General features: G+C 45.6%; 13 protein-coding genes and 1 tRNA gene. 6 read left to right on the top strand and 8 right to left on the bottom strand.

Going from position 1 to position 17132, the window contains the following annotated elements; translation table 11 throughout:
* The first annotated feature begins 153 nt into the window (after positions 1–153).
* Positions 154–1092, top strand: coding sequence for an undecaprenyl-diphosphate phosphatase (locus tag ACE1CM_RS30335; protein ID WP_374882612.1), 939 nt, complete (start codon positions 154–156; stop codon positions 1090–1092).
* Positions 1093–1163: 71 nt separating this feature from the next.
* The gene (locus tag ACE1CM_RS30330) at positions 1164–2639 is read left to right on the top strand and encodes a DUF512 domain-containing protein (protein ID WP_374882570.1); all 1476 of its coding nucleotides are present in this window, start codon (positions 1164–1166) and stop codon (positions 2637–2639) included.
* Positions 2640–3047: 408 nt separating this feature from the next.
* Here ACE1CM_RS30330 and ACE1CM_RS30325 read toward each other — a convergent pair whose 3' ends face one another.
* The 7 genes from ACE1CM_RS30325 to ACE1CM_RS30295 all read right to left on the bottom strand — a co-directional run bounded on the left by ACE1CM_RS30325 (position 3048) and on the right by ACE1CM_RS30295 (position 7938).
* Positions 3048–3704, bottom strand: coding sequence for an ureidoglycolate lyase (locus ACE1CM_RS30325; RefSeq protein WP_374882569.1), 657 nt, complete (start codon positions 3702–3704; stop codon positions 3048–3050).
* Positions 3697–5202, bottom strand: a complete 1506-nt coding sequence (locus tag ACE1CM_RS30320; RefSeq protein ID WP_374882568.1) for a protein kinase — start codon at positions 5200–5202, stop codon at positions 3697–3699. The genes ACE1CM_RS30325 and ACE1CM_RS30320 overlap by 8 nt, the downstream gene beginning before the upstream one ends.
* A 119-nt stretch (positions 5203–5321) precedes the next feature.
* Complete coding sequence (locus ACE1CM_RS30315; protein ID WP_374882567.1) at positions 5322–5678, bottom strand: DUF5615 family PIN-like protein; 357 nt, start codon at positions 5676–5678, stop codon at positions 5322–5324.
* A complete protein-coding gene (locus ACE1CM_RS30310; RefSeq protein ID WP_374882566.1) occupies positions 5671–6069 on the bottom strand; it encodes a DUF433 domain-containing protein in 399 nt (132 codons plus the stop codon). The genes ACE1CM_RS30315 and ACE1CM_RS30310 overlap by 8 nt, the downstream gene beginning before the upstream one ends.
* A gap of 144 nt (positions 6070–6213) precedes the next feature.
* Positions 6214–6285: transfer RNA gene (locus tag ACE1CM_RS30305), tRNA-Lys, on the bottom strand.
* Between the two features lie 60 nt (positions 6286–6345).
* Entirely contained in the window at positions 6346–7179 is an 834-nt protein-coding gene (locus ACE1CM_RS30300) for an alpha/beta fold hydrolase (RefSeq protein ID WP_374882565.1), read from the bottom strand.
* 36 nt (positions 7180–7215) lie between these two features.
* Positions 7216–7938: a lysophospholipid acyltransferase family protein gene (locus ACE1CM_RS30295; protein WP_374882564.1), complete on the bottom strand. Its 723-nt coding sequence runs from the start codon at positions 7936–7938 to the stop codon at positions 7216–7218.
* Positions 7939–8294: 356 nt separating this feature from the next.
* Between ACE1CM_RS30295 and metG the strand changes: the two genes are divergently transcribed.
* The 4 genes from metG to lptC all read left to right on the top strand — a co-directional run bounded on the left by metG (position 8295) and on the right by lptC (position 15235).
* The gene (gene metG / locus ACE1CM_RS30290; RefSeq protein ID WP_374882563.1) at positions 8295–9899 is read left to right on the top strand and encodes a methionine--tRNA ligase; all 1605 of its coding nucleotides are present in this window, start codon (positions 8295–8297) and stop codon (positions 9897–9899) included.
* Between the two features lie 93 nt (positions 9900–9992).
* Complete coding sequence (locus ACE1CM_RS30285; RefSeq protein ID WP_226575878.1) at positions 9993–10613, top strand: NYN domain-containing protein; 621 nt, start codon at positions 9993–9995, stop codon at positions 10611–10613.
* A gap of 530 nt (positions 10614–11143) precedes the next feature.
* On the top strand, positions 11144–13993 hold the full coding sequence (locus tag ACE1CM_RS30280) for a TIGR02921 family PEP-CTERM protein (RefSeq protein WP_374882562.1): 2850 nt from the start codon (positions 11144–11146) through the stop codon (positions 13991–13993).
* Between the two features lie 75 nt (positions 13994–14068).
* Positions 14069–15235: an LPS export ABC transporter periplasmic protein LptC gene (gene lptC, locus ACE1CM_RS30275; protein WP_374882561.1), complete on the top strand. Its 1167-nt coding sequence runs from the start codon at positions 14069–14071 to the stop codon at positions 15233–15235.
* A gap of 103 nt (positions 15236–15338) precedes the next feature.
* Here lptC and ACE1CM_RS30270 read toward each other — a convergent pair whose 3' ends face one another.
* Complete coding sequence (locus tag ACE1CM_RS30270) at positions 15339–16643, bottom strand: D-alanyl-D-alanine carboxypeptidase (protein WP_374882560.1); 1305 nt, start codon at positions 16641–16643, stop codon at positions 15339–15341.
* Positions 16644–17132: the final 489 nt, after the last annotated feature.

Genomic DNA, 17132 nt, shown 5'->3' with positions numbered 1-17132 from the left:
TAGTTGGACGAGACTGTCATGGGGCTTTTTGATTGAGAGAGGGGAGACAAGGAAAACAAAGAAGATATCCCATTCCCGATACCCGATGCCCCATGCCCCATTAGCAGAAAAACTATGTCTTTATCAAGAAATCAACTACTGACGTTCGCAAGTATGGGAGTGACTAGCGCCATTCTGGCGTTGCCCATCAAAGCTATTAGCACGCAACTGGCACAGGCGACTGCACCGGCGTCAGTCGCGGGTGACGTTGCTCAGGTAAATATATTTCAGGCAATTATTTTAGGGGCAGTGCAGGGATTGACCGAGTTTTTGCCCATCAGCAGCACGGCGCATTTAAAAGTCGTGCCGGTAGCATTGGGGTGGGGAGATCCGGGGGTTGCCTTTACAGCTGTAATTCAGCTGGGGAGCATCGCCGCCGTGCTGTGGTACTTCTGGCGGGATATCACGAATATTACCTTGGGAGCGATCGCGGCAATTTCCCGTCAGGATTATCAAGATAACGACTTCCGCATGGCAGTAGGAATTGCTCTGGGAACCATACCGATTGTCTTTTTCGGACTGCTGATTAAGAAATTTATTCCCGATTTTGATAACTCGCCCCTCCGGAGTATGGCAGCGATCGCAACTGCATCGATTGTCATGTCACTATTGCTGGGAGTAGCAGAAAAACTGGGAACTCGCAAGCGCGATTTTAACAAGCTAGGCGTCAAAGATGGCGTATTAATGGGGTTAGCCCAGGCAATGGCGTTAATTCCCGGCGTTTCTCGTTCCGGTTCCACCCTCACCGCTGGATTATTTATGAGTTTGAAGCGCGAAACAGCAGCGAGGTTCTCATTTTTACTCGGACTTCCAGCAATTACCCTAGCTGGATTAGTCGAGTTTAAAGGCGTGCTAGAAACAGGATTTGCCGGTATCGGAGCAATTCCCCTGCTTGTTGGGGTAATTTCTGCGGCAGTATTTTCCTATCTTTCCATCGCGTGGTTGTTGCGTTTTTTACAAACACAGAGTACGTTTGTGTTTATCGCGTACCGATTGGTGTTTGGGGTGGTAATTTTGGCAGCGATCGCCGCAGGATTGTTGCAAAATATCTAATAGGCGGTTAATTGTTCATCGCTACAGCTAATAGCAATGAACAATTAACAATTAGCAACGAGCAATTAGCAATGAGCGAGACTGCAATTCGTCCAGCTTTAATTACCAGGGTGCTGCCCAATTCTATCGGTGCTGAGATTGGGTTTGAAGTCGGCGATCGCTTAGTTGCCATCAACGGCAAAAAACCCCGCGATCTGATCGATTATAAATTCCTATGTTCCGATGAAATACTGGAATTGGAAGTATTAGACGCCGCTGGCAAAACCCATAAAATTGAAATCGAAAAAGACTGGGACGATGATTTAGGTATAGAATTTGAAACCGCCCTCTTTGACGGTTTAATTCAGTGCAATAACCGCTGTCCGTTTTGCTTCATCGATCAACAACCACCGGGGAAACGAGAATCTCTCTATCTTAAGGACGATGACTATCGCCTCAGTTTCCTGTATGGGTCGTATTTAACCTTAACCAATCTTACCCAAAGAGAATGGGAACGCATCGCACAAATGCGCCTATCTCCCCTCTACGTATCCGTCCACGCAACGGAACCAGAAATACGCATTCGCCTGCTAAAAAATCCCCGCGCTGGACAAATTTTAGAGCAGATTAAGTGGTTTCAAGAAAGGCGTTTGCAAATTCACGCCCAAGTAGTTGTTTGTCCCGGCATTAACGACGGCATACACTTAGAAAGAACCTTACTAGATTTAGCCCAATTTCACACAGGAGATGTCCCCGCAGTAGCATCTGTAGCAGTAGTTCCAGTAGGGTTAACTCGGTTTCGTCCATCAGAAGACGAATTAACCGCCGTAACTCCGGAAAAAGCCCAAGAAGTTATTGCCCAAGTCCAAAAAATTCAACAATTATTGCAACAGGAAAGAAATATACAAACTGCAAAACCAAGACATAAAAGTAAACTGCTTAATCGAAAATCAGATCCCCCCCTGCCCCCCCTTAATAAGGGGGGAACTCAAAATCAAAAGTCCCAGTGTATTTGGTTAGCAGACGAATGGTTTTTAATCGCCGGACAGGAATTGCCTCCCGAATCTCACTACGAAAATTATCCCCAAATAGACAACGGCGTCGGTTCAATTCGCCTATTTTTGAGACAGTTTGAAGAGGCAGCAAAACGCCTACCAAAGCAAGTTTCCCCGCCGCGAAAATTGACCTGGGTAGTCGGTAATGCGGTTGAATTGGCATTTCAACCGATTCTGCAAAGACTTAATGGAGTAGAAGGATTAGAAATAAATATGGTCGCCCTTTGTAGCGACTATTGGGGACAGCAAATAACAGTGACTGGTTTGTTGACGGGACAGGATTTGCTCGCAGGTTTACAAGGGCGGGAATTAGGGGATGCAATTCTGTTACCTTCCCTGATGCTGAAGCATGGAGATTCTCGCTTTTTGGATGATATGACAGTTGAAGAACTTGCCGATAAATTGGGGATAAAAATTGTGCCGGTAAGTGGCGTTAAAGGGTTGATTGATGCGTGTAGAGACCACTCCCCCGAGCCCCCACTACTGCAAGGAGAGGGGGGACAAGATCTGTAACAAGTAGGGTGCGTTAGCGTCAGCGTAACGCACCGCCAAAGATGGTGCGTTACTACATTTTAAACAATTTATAGGCCAAAGATGGTGCGTTACACTGCGTTAACGCACCCTACATTTTTAAACAATTTATAGCCAAAGATGGTGCGTTATACCAAATCCGGGTTAACGACCCCCTTTATTCTTACAGACCGCGCAGGCGGTCTTTGTTTGTTTAGGCGCGACTTTAGTCGTTCGCCATAAAGGGGGTAATGAAAGCGGATTTAGTATTACACTGTGTTAACGCCACCTACATTTTTAAATAATTTCTAGCCAAAGATGGTGCGTTACACTACGTTAACGCCACCTACATTTTTAAACAATTTCTAGCCAAAGATGGTGCGTTACACTACGTTAACGCACCCTACATTTTTAAACAATTTCTAGTTCTAAGTTCTGGTTTTGTAAGAAGTTATAAGTGTCGTGGTCGGTGATATTTGTGTCGCTGAGTTCTAGGTTGTAGAAATCCACAAATTCACCATCGAAATAAGGGCCAGCGTGCCAGGTTCCTACTTCTAATTTAATAAAACAATTGCCAGGAATCCGAAAAGCGGATATTTCTTCTAATTTAGGTGCGGGTGCTTCACTTGGTGGGGCGACTGCGATTAACCATTCTTTGCCTTCGAGGGAACCTAAACATTGAGTGCATTTGACGTGGCGAGTAATTTTGTGAAATTTACGCCCTCTTTCGGTAAGACGCATGATGTAGAAGCGGGGAATACCGTTGTTGAGTAAGAGTTGAGCATCAGTTGAATCGTAATGTTTGCCGTCGGATGAGGCGTAGATAACTTGACCGTAAGGTTGAAAGTTTTCTGGTGAGATTAATTGGGCGGGTAATTGTTTTAGCAATCTGGTTTCGCTCATGGGGTGACTCTGATTTTTTGTGTAGGGTGTTATGAGAATTAGGATAGGGGAAATGGGGTGCGATCGCTTGCTATCCATCAAGCTGTTGGATGGGGTGGGGTGAATGCGATCGCCTTGCCAGGGACTATTGTTATGATTCCTGTTAGTTATAATCCAGTCAATCACGAATAAGCTTTGTATTATCAATAAGCCAACTGGCACTTGCAGCATCCCACACAAGCAAGAGTCGTCGAGACTCAGATGCCACCTTTCCAGATTTGGAGTATTGCAACCGAATATTTACAGTAGCAGTATCGTTTCTGACTTCTACATTCGTAACTTCCTCAAGATTTACTTGGCTAACAGTTTCCCACCATTCTACATACGATCTGTAACCATCGCGGAAAACTGTTTTATTATTTTGGAAACTGGAAGACAACTTATTCCATGCAGCTTGATACTGACGGTTATTAATATTTGAATATTGCTCTCGCACAACTTGCTCCGGTGATGGTCTAGAAATATCATTCCTACTTGTGTTATTGGCTTGGTTGCTGTTTACAGGCGATATTGTGCTTGACTGAGAAGGTGAAGAAAATGGGGATTGCGTAGAAGACGGATTGATTGGGCTTGTTATTTGTTCCGATGCTAGTTGAGGCTGTCTGTTAAGGGAAAGACCAACAATTACCGATGCACCGATCAAACTACCTAAGATCAAACTGGCAATAATAATCGCTTTTTGCCCAATTCCTGTATCTAAGGTCGAAGCAATAGGCGGAACTGTTTGAGCAGATTTTTGCGTAGGTGGTGGAGATACAATCGGTGGATGTTGAGCAGGTATGGTAGGAGGAATAGGACTCGAAACAGACTGCAAAGCATCTAGCATGGCTCGTGCAGTCGGATAGCGATCGCGCGGATGAGACTCAATTGCCTTGTCCAGTACATCTGCCAGATTAGGACTAACATTCAAAGCATAGCGACGCCACAAAATGTTTCCTGTACCCGGATCTATATCTAATGCTTGGGGCATTTTCCCAGTCAGCAAATAAATTGCAGTCAGCGCCAAACTGTATAAATCGCTAGAATAAACTGGTCTTCCTGCTGCCTGCTCGCTAGGCATAAAACCGGGTGTGCCAATTACAATTGAACTTGTGTTATTTCCCTGAGCATTTACCACTGTACCCATTGTTTCTTTAACCGCCCCGAAATCAATCAAAACCGGCTTACCATCCCGTTGTCGCACAATAATATTGTCTGGCTTGATATCTCGATGCACCATGGGTTTGCTATGGACATAATCCAGCACTAGCAACAGAGTCATCAAAATATCTCTGACGGCACTTTCACTCAATAGTCCTTGCTGTTTCAGTTTATTGGTTAGCGTCTCGCCTTTAATCCACTCTTGAACCAAATAGAATTGCCCATTGACTGAGAAATAAGCATACAGTTTGGGAATTTGATTGCTACCTTCACCCAGTTCCTCTAAAATCGCAGCTTCGCGCTGAAACCGCTCTTGCACCAGCTGGTAAATCTGAGGATTGTTGGTAATCGGTTTAAGTTGCTTAATTACGCAGCGGCGTCCAGACGGCATGTGAGTATCTTCTGCCAAAAAGGTTTCACCAAATCCACCACTGCTCAATCCCCGGATCGGGCGATAGCGGTTGTTTAATAATGTCTGTGTCATGGGCTTTAACAGGCTGATTTCTCTACTTGCAGAATAACACTAACGCCATGACCAACTAAGGCGAGCGTTTATGCGACGCATCCCGCCCCCACCCCACTCTACCAATCAAGCGCGATCGCTCACCTTCGCCATTGATTCAGCCAGCGTACTTGTCCCACCCAGTCAGAAGCTTGCGTCTCTGATAACAAACGATCCAAAGCAGAAATTAACTCAGAAAGTGTCCAACTATTTTGGGCAGCCAGGATAATACCGCCATGTTGGGAATAAAGTTCAGCTAATACTAAAAAATCGCGAATATTGAAAGTAAAAATACACCGTCCTTGCGCTGTCGCCCCTAACAACTGCATCTCATCGCTGGCATCCAAGGGCATCCAATCAGTTGGTGTGCGAGTGACATCGTGACCGCGAGAAACTAAAGCTTGATGCAGCGCTTTAATAGATGTATCGGCATCCAGGTGCAACTTTGGACTAGACATTGGCTGCTTCCAAAGTTTGCTCAGATGCGATCGCTTCGTCTATTTCCTCTCTATGAGCAGCATAAAATGCCAGCGATTCATTCACCTGTTTCTCAGTAATCCCATACTCAAGAGCAATTTGATTCGACGATAAACCCCATTTTTGGGAAGCAACTACAACAACTTGCACCCGCAAACGAGTTCCCCGCAGCACTGGTACTAACTGACCGCTAGCACCGCGATAATATGTAATCTCCGGAAATCTCGCTTCATCGAATTGCTGGCTTAATTGACCTACTTTTTCCGCTACAGCCCACAGAATAAACTCATCTATAGAAATGCCTTGTTGCGTGGCATATTCTTGTACTTTTTGCTTTAACTGAATCGGTAAATTTAAGGAATAGCCTGCCATTTATGTTTAACCTGCCAATATCCAGGTACATCTTATGCTAGATCGCCTCCCATTAAAAAAGCCCGCGCAGGCGGGCTTCGTTTGTCTAGCCCCAGGTTTCAACCTGGGGGGATTGGGGCATTGGGCGATTAATGCGAGCGATTATGGGTGACCAGGGGCTCGAACCCTGAACCAGCGGATTAAGAGTCCGATGCTCTACCATTGAGCTAGTCACCCGCCGCGGATCGCTATCATAACAGATTTCGCTTGAGCTAAGATACTATCCGACAGATTTTCTTAAACTGTCCAATTCAGAACCTGATGGTTCGACGCCCAAACCCTGTCCCCACAAGCTAAAAACTTCCGCTCCTTGATAATTTCGTACAGGTTAACGTCCCTCTCCAGCAAGCAAGCATGACCGCTATGGGGTAGCACCACCATTTCAGCGTTGGGTAAAACCTTGACAAGATGCTCAGCTTCTGATAAAGAAGGCAACAACCGATCCGCAGCACCGGCAAGCACGAGTACGGGTTGGTTGATGCGACGCAATTGGTTATCGTCAACGTCGAATTCTTTCAATAAAGATAACCGCCAGACGGCGGTTTTTTGGGGAACCATTTGTACGGCGTCCATCAGCGCTTGGCGATCGCGCGGTGCTATCCTTTCCAAATTGGCTAATACCGGCAACCCGATCAACGAACCGAAGTGATAAAAGCATTCCGGTACAATTCGAGTCAGGGGGATGCCAAAATACATCCAAGGGCGGCGACTGATAGAAGACGCTGGGTTAACCAAAATCACCCGTTCAAACAGCTTAGGCGCGCGGATTGCTACTTTGATTGCCAAGCAAGCCCCAAACGACTCGCCGCATAGATAAACTGACCTTTGGGGGTCTTTTCCAACTTCGGCTTCAATCAAGGCAATTACTTGGTCTGCCAGTACATCCCAGCTGGTCAAGTCATCCGGCGGAATTGCCAAACAGCGGATATCAAAACCTTTTTCTAAACCGGCGGTTTGCGATCGCAGCAACTGACCCGTACCATCCATTCCTGGTAAAAAAACGAACAGGGGATACTCTGGTTTGAGCGATTTGGGCGTCAGGAAGCAGGGATGACTTTTAATCTCTGGCATCGTTCAATTTTGGATTTTGGATGAAAGGGTTTCCGCTTAATAGCATCCTCGATCAAGCAGTTGACCAATTTCAGTCTGACAATGTTGGGTAATTTGTGCAACGACTGCTTTCGCCTGTTTGCCGTGGTATTTTTCTCGTTCTTGCTGAGTTATCCAACAAGGGCGACCAATCAGCACGTTGACGCGGCGATATATTACCAGAGGATGCCATCCGGGTTGGTCGAATAGGGGTTCGGCGGGGTCAAACAAACTCAACAGCTTCAGGGGAAATGCGGAATTGACGGTTTCTTCGACTGAAGCGATCGCTACCGGCAAAATCGCCAATTCTTTTACAGGCGATCGCAACGCTAAATGAGCAAATCCCTTGTGGAACTTCTGCATTTGGTCAGCTTGAGTTAATTTCACCATCGGTTTTCCACCCTCCGGAAACACCCCGACCATTTGCTGCGCCTGCAACAGTTGAGTCGCCTGGTTAAAAAACCGCTGCTGTCCTTGTCCTGGTTCATCTAAGGGAAAGCACCCCAAGCGCTTGACAAATTCCCGCAAAATCGGCACTTGACTCATGTAGTGATGGCAAGCAAAACGAATCGGTTGCCCCACAGACGCCATCAGTACCGGCGCATCCATAAAGCTGCGGTGATTGCTGACCACCAGCACCGCAGAAGCTTCCGGGATGCGATCCTGATGGTGGAGAAACAACCGCGTGCCGGTAGCAGCGAGAAACGATTGAGAAATCAACAGTGGACTATAAGAAAACATGGGTTGACAAAATCGACAGCAAAAGTTTTTGCAAACATACCTAAACTTTTGTTAACTTTAAACTACTTGACTTGACAAATACCCCTAGATAGAGAAACTTTTCCTTTTTGGCTTTGCCGAAATTGCCACCAGGGTTATATTGTACCGATCCCAGGGGATGTAAATTCCAGGCCGCGATTTATTTTGCATTTTTTCCACGGTCGGGTAGCCGTCGCAGTATGTTAAATAGTATATTTTTATACCAGATTCTAATGGCATGAGGTGCAGCAAGTTAAAAGAATAAACAATAAAATAAGGGAATGATGACACTCATGTATGATTAAAAACAGTTTCGCCGGTTAGATTTTCATTTGTCCATGAATTATACAGATAAAAATAAAAACGCATTTGCTCTGACAACGCCTCTATACTACGTAAACGATTTACCCCATATTGGCAGCGCTTATACAACGATCGCAGCGGATATAGTGGCGCGGTTTCAACGACTGCAAGGGCGCGATGTGCTGTTAATTACCGGAACTGACGAACACGGGTTGAAAATTCAACAGGCGGCGCAAGGGCGGGGACTCACCCCCCAGCAACACTGCGATGAAATTGCCGCAGGGTTTGAGGCTTTGTGGCCTAAGCTAAATATTCAGTATGACCGTTTTAGCCGCACCACGGCTCCTCGCCATCACAATATTGTGAAAGAATTTTTTGGGCGCGTATGGGATCGGGAGGATATTTACTTAGGGCAGCAAAAAGGCTTCTACTGCGTAGCCTGCGAAGAGTTTAAAGAAGAACGGGAACTTTTGCCAGAAGGATTTTGCCCCCTGCACCCAACTAAAAAAACTGAATGGCGGGACGAGCAAAATTACTTCTTCCGACTTTCTAAGTACCAAACCCAACTGGAAAAACTATATCAAGAGCGTCCCGACTTTCTGCAACCAGAAAGCCGCCGCAATGAAGTATTGAACTTTATGAGCCAAGGGCTGCAAGATTTTTCCATTTCCCGGGTAAACTTTGATTGGGGTTTCCCCGTGCCGGTTGACCCCAACCATATCCTTTATGTCTGGTTTGACGCTTTATTGGGTTACGTGACTGCTTTACTCGATCCGGAAGATGAACCAACTCTCGAAAATGCTTTATCTAAATGGTGGCCGATCAATTTACACCTGATCGGCAAAGATATTTTACGCTTCCATGCCCTCTACTGGCCTGCTATGCTCATGTCTGCCGGTCTGCCATTGCCCGGTCGAGTCTTTGTTCATGGCTTTTTGACCAAAGATGGACGGAAAATGAGCAAAAGTTTGGGTAACACCATCGATCCGGTGGCGTTGGTTAACCGCTATGGTGCTGATGCGGTACGTTATTACTTCATCAAAGAAATTGAATTTGGTCGGGACGGAGATTTTAACGAAACTCGGTTTGTTGATATCCTCAATGCCGACTTAGCAGACAATTTGGGAAATTTGCTCAATCGGACTTTATCAATGACGCACAAATATTGCGGCGGAAAGGTTCCCAACCTCTCTGGTGATGATATTCCGGCAGAAAATGGGTTAAAAGCGATGGGGATAACCCTGGGAGAGCAAGTGGCGCAAGCATACGAAGCACTTGCGTTCAGCGACGCCACAGCAGCCATTTTAGCCCTACTTCGTGCCGGGAACAAGTATATCGACGAGCAAGCGCCCTGGACGCTTTACAAGCAAAAACAGCAAGCAGCAGTCGAGCAAGTATTGTACTCGGTTCTAGAATCGGTGCGGCTGGCGGCATATCTCCTGTCGCCCATCGTACCCAATATCGCCAATGACATTTATCAACAATTAAGTTTCGATATCAACTTGGATGACAAAACGCAAATAGCTGTTGCAGCCAGCTTCGCTACCCATGCTAAATGGGGTATATTAACTGGCGGTCAGACATTAAACAAACCCCGCCCCGTGTTTGGGCGTCTGGAACTAGCACCAACAGGTGCGTAATCTGATTCAAGTCCCTACCATCGGTAGATGCTGAAAATGCAACAATCGATAGGATTAATTGATTGATTTGATAAAAAACGAGGAATAACAACCATGTTGAATAATTTGGAAAGAGACTCGGTATTCACGCCAGAACAGGTTTTGGAAAATCGAGGTCGCGTCGCCATTTTTATCGATGGCTCTAATTTATTTTATGCCGCCCTGCAACTAGGCATAGAAATCGATTATACAAAGTTGCTGGTTCGCTTAACTGCCGGATCGCGACTGCTGCGTTCGTTTTTCTATACGGGTGTTGACCGCACTAATGAAAAGCAACAGGGTTTTTTATTGTGGATGCGGCGCAACGGGTATAGAGTAATTGCCAAAGATTTGGTGCAATTACCCGATGGTTCTAAAAAAGCCAATTTGGATGTAGAAATTGCCGTGGATATGATGGCTTTAGTAGGGTCATACGATACGGCTGTTTTGGTTAGCGGCGATGGCGATCTTGCCTATGCAGTCGATGCGGTTAGCTATCGCGGCGTCCGCGTCGAAGTGGTAAGTTTGCGATCGATGACAAGCGATAGTTTGATCAACGTATCAGACCGCTATATTGACCTGGAACAGATTAAGGATGATATCCAAAAAACTCCCCGTCATGGCGGATATACCTATCGTCCCCTGTCTGGAATTGGCTTGATGGATGACCACAAAGATAGCGATTATAAAGAATGAAAAATCGACGAGGTTAAAAGATGAAGGATGAAGCAGGAAAGTTAAATTTATACTTTCTTCTTCATGCTTCAAACTGTCGGTTTTTTATCATAAAAATAATCTCAGCGGCTATCAAATAAATTTTTTTATTGGTAATTGGTAATTGGTAATTGGTAATTGGTAATTGCCCCTACAGGTCGTAGCTTGTAGGTTGGGTTTCGTACCTCAACCCAATGTATTAGTCTTGGGTTGTTGGGTTTCTACAAACTAAATCAGGACTTACGCAAAGAAACTGGGTTTCTCTGAAAAAAAGAAACCCGGTTTCTTGGTTCATCCTGCATCAAATTAATAGGACTTACCCCAAGAAACCGGGTTTCTACAAATAAACCCGGTTTCTTGGTTCATCCTGCGTCAAATAAATGTAAATTTTTGTAACAAATTTCTCCAATAAATCCCAAAATTATCCTTCTTGCGGTGAGGAAAATAAGGGTATAGTGTCGGTGACGGCATCTATCCCAGAGGCGCTGTTATCCGCTTATTGGAGTGTAAGCATGAAAACCTTACTGCACGTCGCATTCCACGGGATTTTTTGGTTGTGGAATCTCACGTTTCTTTTAGTTGTTTATGTAGGGATATTGCCTTTTATTGGCATTCCCTTGGCAAAAGCAACTTTTGCGGGGGAGATCGAACGGGAATTTTTAATTACGCTAGTTGGGTTAATTGCAGTACCAACAATTTGCACTTTGAGCGGTTGGATGCAATTTCGCAAACGTCCTTTAGAGTTAATGCGTCTATTTTATGGCGTAGAGGCTCCTTTTTTTCTCCTTTGTATTGTCCGTTTATTCGTGCTGCGGGAACTTACCCCAGCAAGTAATCTGATTGTAGGCACGGTAATTATTTGCATTTTTGCCTTTGTTGTAGAACTACTTTGGGGATATTTGGGAAAAGAAAACGATCTGTATTTGCGTTTTTACCGATCGCGGATCGCAATTATTCTGTTACCTTGGGCGCAATTAGCAGCACATAGCTTGATGCTTTTTGTGGGGTTATATGTGGGAGTTTTGCTGCTGTTTTATGCAGTACCTGCGGCAAGTGTTTTGCTGGCGGCGTTCTTTTCTTTTCGATGGTTAGAAGCGTTTTGGTGGCAATTGACTCATTATTTCTGGTCAGCACTTTGGACGATACCCACTTTCACAATTCTTTTTGCTGTAAGCGCTAGTTTGTTTTTGGCAATGCCTTCTGGTTTGGCAGCATTATACGTTCATTCAGGACAGCGCATTTTACGCGCTTTTGCTGCTCAAAACGGAGGCAACAAAACAGCACAAATATTTTTAGGTGTAGTAGCAATTTGGATGCTGCTGTTTATGGTGTTGCAACAACAGCCGCAAATTCAAGCGTTTAAGCTGTTAGAAAATCCGCCAAAAACAGATAACCAACGACAAGAACTCCTTGCCAAGTCGGAAGATATCCGTCAGGGATTGGTGAATGGTTACTTATCTTCCTATCGCTATCTCGGTACTTGGGAGGAAAGTAACCAAATTCACGGGATGTATCGCGATGTTTTTAAGTTGCCAGAACCGATTTTACAGGGGTTGCAGAACAGTTATAATCAACTGATTTCTCCCTTTTTATATCAAGGCGATCGCACCGACGACCAAAAAGCCGAAAAACTCTATGCTCAGTTCTTCGATACCCCCCTGCAAAAAGGAGAACGGGAAGCAGTTCAACGCGCCTTGAAATCCACCGCAATTTTGGATGATGCCAAAGCTGGGTTGTTAAATATTAATCAGAAAAAGGTCTGGTTGAAAAAACAAGCAGTGACAATTAAAGAACAGGGAAATTGGGCAGATGTAGAAATTTACGAAGTTTACAACAACCAAACCTTTGATGTTGAGGAAATCTTCTATTCTTTCTCTTTGCCAGAAAGTGCAACGATCGCAGGCATTTGGTTAGGAGATACCGATAAACTTTCCTCGCGCTTTCCTTTCACCGTTTCGCCGCGCGGGGCTGCCCAAAAAGTTTATAATTCCCAAGTACGGCGCGAACGTCCAGTCGATCCGGCATTGTTAGAACAAGTTGGTTCCAGACACTATCGTTTGCGTGCATTTCCCATTCCGCCAAAATTAGGAACTTGGGAAAGAAATAACTCGAATAATCGACCTACAGAAATGCATTTGTGGTTGACTTATAAAGTGATGCGTTCTGAAAATGGGTGGCAACTTCCTAAATTAGGCGAAAAACGCAATATTTTCTGGACAAAAGACACCCAACGCATCCGCAATGGCAAAGCAATTCAGGGGTTTGAAAAAGATTGGTTAGAGGCATCTTTGCCAGCATCTTCCCAATCATCTAGCTGGCATCAGGTTGATATTAATGGCTACCGAATTACTGCCAAACCTCTAAGCGATCGCGATTATGTTTTACCACAAGGTAAGCGGTTTGCAGTCATTCTCGATACTTCTCGCAGTATGGGAAACCAAAAGCAAGAATTAGCCAAAACATTCGATTGGTTGAAGCAAAAAGTTTTAGCTAATAATCAAGCAGAGTTGTACGTAACCGCTGCGGGTGGCGGAGAACCTGAATTTATCGAGGATATTCGCAAGTTTAATCTCAGCAAAAAGACGTTTTACGGCACGCTACAAATTAAGGAAATGTTGCGCCAGTTTGTACAGTTGCAGGGAAATAAAACCTACGACGATATTTTACTGGTGACGGATGAGGGCAGTTACGAATTGTCCGATAATAGCAAGGATGTGCCAAAAATGTCTGCTCCTTTGTGGTTGGTGCATTTGGGTTCTTTACCGCCTGCTTATGATGATGCTACCTTAAAAGCAATTCAAGATAGTGGCGGTGGGGTATCGACTTCCTTGCCGGAAGTATTGCAGCGTTTAGCGACAACGGCAGCTTTTGCGAAACAAATTCAGCCTCCAGTTCAACCTGTAGCAAATGCAGAAACAAAGGAAAAAGTTGAAATTAAACCTACGGTGGTAAGTGTAGTAGATGGTTATGCTTGGTATTTGGAAAAAGCCACCGATGCCGCAACAACCTCGCCGGGTTTTGAACCATTTGCGGCGCGAATGCTGGTGCAGGGATTGAGTAAGCAAATTGATGGGAAACAACTAGGGCAACTTGATGGGATACATGCGATCGCAAAAACCTATAAAATAGTCACGCCCTATTCTTCCATGATTGTTCTCGTCAACGACGAACAACGGGAAGCACTCAAAAAAGCAGAAGCAGCTGCCGACCGCTTCGACCGTAAGGTGGAAAATGGTAAAGAGCGGTTGAATAAACCTAATAATCCTCTCAATACCAGCATCCCAGAACCGGGAATGGCGATCGGGTTGAGCGCGATCGCGCTTTTCCTAGCGGCAAACAGAAAACGATACAATCGTTGCTAATAGCTAATGGCTAATGGCTAATTGTTTTTCCCCCATTAGCGATTAGCCATTAGCTATTCCCAAGCAAGAATGGAAATGAGTAAATTTCTCACCCTGAAGTTTTTATTGATGTTACTGCTGTTAGGTGTTGCCGCTTGCAGTAGCGAGGGACGCACCCAAAAAAAATTGGAGAAAGATAGCGTTGCGATCCAAAGTTCTGAAACTAACTTGACTTTCAATAATATTACTCTGGAACAAACCGACGCACAGGGGCGACCTTTGTGGAAAGTGAAGACTCAGCAAGCAATCTACAGCAAGGATAAGAAAACTGCTCAAGTTCAAAATCCCTTCGGTGACTTGTTTCAAGATGGAAAGTTAGTCTATCAAATCACCGCCCAACAGGGGGAAGTTTATGAAGAGGGAAATAAAATTATTTTAAGGGGTCAAATTGTTGCCGTAGATACTCAAGATGGGGCAGTTTTGCGCGGTAATGAAATGGAATGGCGACCAAAGGAAGATGTTTTAATTGTCCGCAACCAAGTTAATGGTACTCATAAACAAATGCAAGTCGCGGCGCAAGAAGCGAGGTCGTTTAGTCGCGCCAGACGAATGGAATTAGTCGGTCAGGTGGTGGCGACAGCTAAAGAACCACCTTTACATCTCAAGGGAGAATATTTAGTTTGGCAGATGGAACAGCAAAAAGTAATAAGCGATCGCTTCATCCAAATCGACCGCTACGATAAAAAAAATACCATCACCGACCGCGCATTGGGGCAGCAAGGAGAAGTTGACCTCAAAGCTAAAACTGCTACCCTCAAACAAAACGCCCAAGTCATTGTATCCACCCCTCCCGTCCAAGTTAGCAGTAACTTAATGGTTTGGAACCTCAACGCCGAAACTATTACTTCGGATCAACCAGTTCAAATGTTCCATAGCGAACATCAAATGACAGTAACCGCCATGAAAGGACGAGTCGATTTAAAACCAAAAATTGCTTATTTAAATGGCAGCGTCCAAGGGGTAGAAATGCGACGACAATCGAAAATATTTGCCGACCAAATGACTTGGTTTCTTCCCACCCAAGTTGTAGAAGCGACGGGAAATGTCAACTATCAACAAGTTAACCCACCGATGAATTTAAGCGGACCAAAAGCTGTGGGAAAACTTCAGGATCAAACTGTAAGCGTCAGCGGCGGCGGGAGTGGTAACAATGACGGTCAAGTCTCGATTGAAATTATTCCGGAACAATTGAAGAAGCGGTAATGGGTAATTGGTAATTGGTAATTGCTAATTGCTAATTGCTAATTGTTAATTGGTAAAATGTATTCCTATTACCCATTACCCATTACCTATTACCTATTACCCATTACCCACCAAAGACAATTTCAATGCGCTTGGCATCTCCCAAATGCGATCGCACGTTTACGCTACTAGGATGGGGAACAATCGTCGTCGGGGGAGGCGTTGCACCCCACTGTTGCACTAATTTTTGCAAAAATCGGTCTTGTTCGGCGCGTAACCCGATGATATCGCCGCCGCGATTGATAATCGTAAACCAAACTAACCCGCGATCGCGCGTTGGCATTACCCCCGCTAACGCACTCACATCCCGCAGGGTGCCGGTTTTAATCGCCGTCGCGGTGGGAATCTGCCGCTGGACCATTGTACCCGTGAGATCGCTCCCCGAAACTGGAAATACATCCCCAATATTCAGTCCGTAGGGTTGCAATTTGCGTTGAATTGCTACTAACATCGCACAAGCGGCGCGGGGAGAAATGCGATTTTCTACCCCCAGTCCGGAACCGTTAATCAATTGTATTTCCCCTCTGGGGAATCCGGCGATCGCTGCTGCCTTATTCGCCACCACTTGATGACCCCCCACTAAATCCGCAATCTTTTGCGATAGCTTATTATCGCTGTAGACATTGACAATTTTGAGAATTTGTGATAATGGCAGCGAGCGATGACGTAACAGCAATTGAGTCGAGGTTGGCTCGGGCGCAACGATGACGTTACCGGCAATTTGTAACAGGGGTTTGGGGGTTCCGGGAGCCATGGAACGGTGGGCTAAACTGGCAATGCGAGGCCAAGTTTTAGCATTGAGTCCAAGTTTGAGCAATTGACCCGATTCGGCGAGGGTAGGGGCGTAATTCATGGCGAAATTGCCGGAAACGATGAGATTGCCAGAGACGCGGCGGATGCCCATGCGATTGAGGGCATTGCCGAGAGCGATCGCTTCCTCCCACAGAAACACCGGATTGCCCCGCCCAGACACCACCATATCCCCCTGCAACACCCCATTTTGAATCGGCCCAGTAGCGCTAACAAGCGTTTCAAACTGGTGGGAAGGTTGCCAAATTGTCAGCGCCGCCAACGTTGTAGCAATCTTTGTCAGGGACGCCGCAGGTTTTGGCGTCGTCCCCTGCTTATTCGCCAACAATACCGGGCCAGACTGCATCCACACCGCCTGTCCCCCGCTGGGGCCTTTACTCGCTAAATCTTTGAAATATTGCGCTAAGGTCGCCGTCGTAGCTGGCTCTGGCTGCGCTGGAACGACAAATCCGGGCGTATCCAGCCAAGATAGTCGCTTATCAGCATCCAGTTTAGAGCGATGCAGTCCTGCCATATCCAGCCATACAGACATTACCCCAGAGCTAAATAATTCCAGCATGTTTCCGTTCTCTCCAATTCACGCATCGGGCAGGTGGGCAGGTGGGCAGGTGTGCAGGTGTGCAGGTGAGATTTTCAGAGAGATTTAACGACAGATTTTGGTTTCTACCGGAAAAGCAAGTTAAATAGACTTAAATTTCCTCACTCGCACACTTAGCTGGGGAAAGCCACATAACCCACGAGCTATTGACCCAAGATCGAATCCCAGACAGTAATCATACCGATCCTTTGCCTCTTAAAACTGTTGCAATAGTGTTTTTCTCCCACCTCGCCCACCCAAAAGGGTCGGTTGCGCGTTCAATTGTCTGAAACTGCCAAAGATTACTATAGGAAAAATCTGCGACTTGGAACGACAGATCGCAGCTGTGAAACCGGGTTTCTAGGCAAAATCTGCGACAAGCAACCAGAGATCCCAGCTGTGAAACCGGGTTTCTAGGTCGCCCAAGCGTAAGTCCTCGATTATGGGTAAAACCAGCCCCCCTACTCACCT

Source organism: Microseira sp. BLCC-F43, assembly GCF_041929235.1.
In the GTDB taxonomy this organism is placed as follows: Bacteria; Cyanobacteriota; Cyanobacteriia; order Cyanobacteriales; family Aerosakkonemataceae; genus Microseira.
This window is presented reverse-complemented; position numbering and strand designations above follow the sequence as displayed.